This window comes from Streptomyces sp. BF23-19, from assembly GCF_041106355.1.
GTDB classification, from domain to species: domain Bacteria; phylum Actinomycetota; class Actinomycetes; order Streptomycetales; family Streptomycetaceae; genus Streptomyces; species Streptomyces virginiae_A.
The window spans coordinates 1-4,770 of record NZ_JBGBPT010000176.1 but is presented as its reverse complement, the minus strand read 5'-3'; the positions used below and the strand labels follow the sequence as shown (position 1 = coordinate 4,770).

Here is a 4,770-nt window from a genome sequence, read left to right as displayed (position 1 = left end):
TCGAAGATGCGGGAGGCACCGGCGGTCAGCGAGGTCAGTCCGGAGGCCACGGCCGCCAGCTGATCGGCGCGGTCGCGCGGAAATCCGTCGGACATCGCCAGAAGAAGGCCGTCGGCGGAGACCACCACCGTGTGGGACACCCCAGGGGTGTTGTCCACGAAGTTGGTGATCAACCAGTTCAGGTTCTGTGCCGCCTGGCTCATCGGGCTCACACTAACGCTCCTGGTCATAGCTGTTACTTGACTGCTCAGAACCCGCGCTGCGTCCTTGCTGGACACCGCGCCGCAGGTTGCTCAACCTGCCGCGGACGTCCTCCGGAGCGCGGGAGACCTGGGGGCCGCCCTGCGGGGTCGTCTCCGCTGCGCCCTCGACCAGGTTGGCCTTGGGCACTCGCCGAGGGAGACCGGACGGGGTGACCCCGCCCGCCTTCGGCTCACGGAGCTTTCCGGCCTGCTGCCAGCGTTCGTCGTTGCGCGAACGCCAGGCGGCGGTGCCGTCAGTTTCCTCCGGCGCCCGCTCCGTCTCGGCGGGCTGCTGCTGACGCGGCGACCGCTGTTCGAAGAGGGATCCGGTGGACTCCGCTTCCTGCTTCCCGGGCGGCCACTGCTGCTGGCTGCCGCGTCGCGGCAGGCCCGCTCCGGTCATCGCGTGACCGGTGTCGGCAGCGGCACCCGGACGGTCGAAGCCTACGCGCTCCGGAGCCGGTTCGGGGACGGCCTGGGATTCCGATTCAGTCCCGTAATCCTGCTGGTAGGCAGCTGGATACGTGTTCTGTTCGGGCCATTCGGCCTGCCCCGGCCCGGCATCGAAACCATTGTCGTAGCCCTGAGTGGCCGACTGCTGGTCCGGGTAGCCGTCTTCCGTATAGCCGTAGTCCTGCTGCGGGTACGCCTCGTAGCCCTGCTGTGCCTGCTGAGCCTCGTAGGAGGTGTCGTAGGCCTGCTCGGACTGCTGCTCGTAGCCCTGGTACTCCTGGTACCCGTGCTCCGGCTGAGGTTCCGGATACTCCTGGGCGGGGTACTGCTGCTGTTCCTGCGGGTAACCCACCTGGGCCGCCAGGGCGGCTCTGCGGTCCTGCTGTCCCAGGGACCGGCCGACCGGGTCGGCGGCGATGCCGTCGGGGCCCTGCTGGTCGTACCGCGAGTCGTCGAAGCCGAGCTCGGCGGCGGTGCGCAGCGGGGGTGCCTGCAGGACCTGCTGCTCCGGAATGATCTGCGAGACCGTGAAGTCGTCGTCCGGAATGCCCTCGCCACCGCCACCGTGGGTGATGGCGTCGGGGAGCATGACCAGCGAGGTGGTACCGGCGGCCTCGCCCGAGGGGCGCAGCTGGACACGGATGCTGTGGCGGTCCGCCAGCCGGCCGACCACGAACAGACCCATGCGCTGCGAGATCGCGGCGTCCACGGTCGGCGGGTTGGCCAGCTTGTGGTTGATGTCCGCGAAGTCCTCGGCGGTGAGGCCGATGCCCTTGTCGTGGATCTCGACCATCACGCGGCCGTCGGGCAGACGCGTGGCGTTCACGCGGACCTTGGTCTGCGGCGAGGAGAACGTGGTGGCGTTCTCCAGGAGCTCGGCGAGCAGGTGCACGAGGTCGGTCACGGCCTGGCCGTGGATCTCGGCCTCCGAGACACCGGAGAGCTCGATGCGCTCGTACTGCTCCACCTCGGAGGAGGCGGCGCGCAGCACGTCGACGAGCGGGACCGGCTGGTCCCAGCGGCGGCCCGGCTCCTCGCCCGCGAGGATGAGGAGGTTCTCGCCGTTGCGGCGCATACGGGTGGCCAGGTGGTCCAGGCGGAAGAGGTTCTCCAGCTGGTCCGGGTCGGCCTCGTTGTTCTCCAGGTCGGTGATGAGGGTCAGCTGGCCCTCGATCAGCGACTGGTTGCGCATGGAGAGGTTGGTGAAGATCGCGTTGACGTTCCCTCGCAGGAGCGCCTGCTCGGCCGCGAGCCGTACCGCTTCCCGGTGGACCTGGTCGAAGGCGCGTGCGACCTCGCCGATCTCGTCCTGGGAGTCGATGGGGATCGGGTGGACACGGGTGTCCACCTTGCCGGGATCGGTGCGCGAGAGCTGGTCGACGAGCATCGGCAGGCGCTGCTCGGCGATGTCGAAGGCGGCGGTGCGCAGGCGGGCCATCGCGCGGCCCATCTGGCGGGCCATCATGCCGGCCAGGATGAAGGCGGCGAGCAGGGCCACGACCACGATGGCGCCGTTGACGATCGCGTCCGTGCGGGCGTCGTCGGAGACCGCGACGGCGTCCTTGACGGCCTTGTCGAGGAGTTCCTTCTCGACCTCGTCGTAACCGTCGAACTTCGCGGTGGCGGCGGCCTGCCAGAACGCGGGGGTCGCCCCGGTCTCGGCGAGCTTCTTCTTGCTCTCGCTGTTGGCGATCGCGTCGGTCATGCCGAGCAGCGCCGAGTCCTGGATCGTCGGCGGGGGGATGAAGCGGACACCGGCCTGCTCGGCCTGGTGCTTCGCCTCGGCGATCTTCGCCGCGCCGTCCTCGGACTTCTTGGCCATGACCGCCTTGAGGCGGTTCACGTCGTCCTCGGTACCCGCCGCGACGTACTCGCCGATGGCGATCTCTTCGAGGTAGGCGTAGGAGGAGAAGGCCACGAGCTGGGCCTTGCGGGTGTTCTCGTCGGCGCTCGGGCGCACCAGCAGGTGCGTACCGACGGAGCGCTGCAGCGAGTTCGCCGCCTTGGCCAGCTGGATCGCGTAGACCATGCGGCCGTACGAGGTCACGTTGCCGGTGCCGAGACCGAGCTCGTTCGCGAACTGCATGAGGTAGTGCTGGACCAGCACGTAGCCCTCTTCGGTCGGGATGGGCCCGGCCGTCCTGGGCAGATCCTTCTTGGGGCTCTCGATGGCCGCCTGGTACGCCTTGTCGCGTACGACGTCGAGCTTGGGCTCCTCCGCGCGGAAGAGGTCCAGGCGTCGCTCCAGGCCGAGGTTCTTCGGCATCTCCTGGACGGCCTTGTCGAACCTCTCCTTGGCCGCGGTGGTGTCCGCGTAAGCCTTGAGGACCTTCGGGTCCTTCGTCTGGCCGTTCAGGAGGGGCTCGGCGGTCAGGTCACGCTCGTTGAGCAGTGCCTGGCTGTAGCCCGAGGCCGCCTGGACGACCGTGGCTATCTTCTCGGCGTCCTTGGCCTCGTTCCAGGTGTCGATGGAGCCCTTCACCTGGAAGCCGCCCATGACCAGACCCACGAGGGCCGGCACGAGCAGGATGGCGTTCAGACGGGTCGGCACACGCCAGTTGCGGGGCGAGAACCTGCTGCTGCTCCCGCTGCTCGCGGGCGGGTCCACGGGCACGTCGACGGGCGACGCGGCCGCTCGCGGCGGCGGGGTGAAGTTGCCGCGCGCGGGTTCATCCGCGGGGCTTGCGATGCTTCGCCTCACTCGACCAACAACCTCTCGGCGGTGCTACTAGCTAGTTCGTTGAATTCCAGCACGGTTAACGGCCGTGTTCCAAACAGTTGAAACCGGCCGTACCCAGAAGCTTATGCCCTACATAAATCGGACATAGAGAGCGTCCTGCGGCAAAAATAGGGGCAGTTGTGCGCGCAGTGGTACCAGGCGACCGCACCCCGTGGCCAAGTGGCCGTAATTCTCTGTCGAAACGTTATGAACGAGAGGGGCGGGCCGTGTCGTAGGACACAGCCCGCCCCTCCCGCGTGACAACTGAAACCGTGTTACTTGAGCCGCGCCATGAGGGCGTGCTCGACGAGCGTGATGAGCGCGCTCTTGGCGTCCGCGCGGTGGCGGGCGTCGGTGGTGATGATCGGAGCGCCGGGGCCGATCTGCAGGGCCTCGCGGACTTCCTCCGGCGTGTAGGGCTGGTGCCCCTCGAAGCCGTTGAGGGCCACGACGAACGGCAGGCCGCTGTTCTCGAAGTAGTCCACCGCCGGGAAGCAGTCGGCGAGACGGCGCGTGTCCACGAGCACGATCGCGCCGATGGCGCCGCGGACCAGGTCGTCCCACATGAACCAGAAGCGGTCCTGGCCCGGGGTACCGAAGAGGTACAGGATCAGGTCCTGGTCGAGCGTGATGCGGCCGAAGTCCATGGCGACGGTGGTGGTCGTCTTGTCACCGGTGTGGGTGAGGTCGTCGATCCCGGCCGAGGCGCTGGTCATCACGGCTTCGGTGCGCAGCGGGTTGATCTCCGACACGGCTCCGACGAACGTGGTCTTGCCCACGCCGAAGCCGCCCGCCACCACGATCTTCGCGGAGGTGGTGGAGCGGGGAGCCGCTCCGCTAGATGTTCCGAAGGCCACTGAGCACCCTTTCGAGCAGCGTTACATCCGGCGTGCCGCCGGCCTCTCCATTGCCCGGCTGGTGGATGGCCACCATTCCGGCCTCCGCCAGGTCGGCGACGAGGATCCGGGCGACACCGAGCGGCATCGACAGAAGTGCGGAGACCTCGGCGACCGACTTGACCTCGCGGCACAGCGTGCAGATGCGCTGGTGCTCGGGGAGCAGGCCGGACAGGTGCATCGGATCGGCGGTCGTGCTGACCAGCGCCTCTATGGCGAGCTGGTAGCGGGGCCGGGTCCGGCCGCCGGTCATCGCGTACGGACGCACCAGCGGCTGATCGCCTTCCGAGTACGAGTCTCCGTACGAATCGGAGTAGGCGGGGGGCGGGGTCATTGATCCTCCGGGCTGGACAGCAGTGGTCAGCGTGCCGTCTTACGGGGCGGCCGGTGGGGGGAACGGGATGACGGCCTGGCGGGCGTACTGGATTCCGGGGCGGGGCCCCGATCTCCCGGCCGGGAG

Annotated in this window: 4 protein-coding genes; all 4 read right to left on the bottom strand. The window is 68.5% G+C overall.

Annotated features, from left to right (window positions below; genetic code table 11):
• Window positions 1-203: roadblock/LC7 domain-containing protein (locus tag AB8A24_RS42960; protein WP_369479222.1), on the bottom strand; the 203-nt coding region annotated here is incomplete at its 3' end.
• 10 nt (window positions 204-213) lie between these two features.
• Window positions 214-3,396 (bottom strand): nitrate- and nitrite sensing domain-containing protein, encoded by a 3,183-nt coding sequence (locus tag AB8A24_RS42955; RefSeq protein ID WP_369479221.1) that lies wholly within the window; start codon window positions 3,394-3,396, stop codon window positions 214-216.
• A 293-nt stretch (window positions 3,397-3,689) separates the two neighbouring features.
• Entirely contained in the window at window positions 3,690-4,271 is a 582-nt protein-coding gene (locus AB8A24_RS42950; RefSeq protein ID WP_046776286.1) for an ATP/GTP-binding protein, read from the bottom strand.
• The gene (locus AB8A24_RS42945; RefSeq protein WP_030014827.1) at window positions 4,252-4,644 is read right to left on the bottom strand and encodes a DUF742 domain-containing protein; all 393 of its coding nucleotides are present in this window, start codon (window positions 4,642-4,644) and stop codon (window positions 4,252-4,254) included. The genes AB8A24_RS42950 and AB8A24_RS42945 overlap by 20 nt, the downstream gene beginning before the upstream one ends.
• Window positions 4,645-4,770 lie beyond the last annotated feature (126 nt).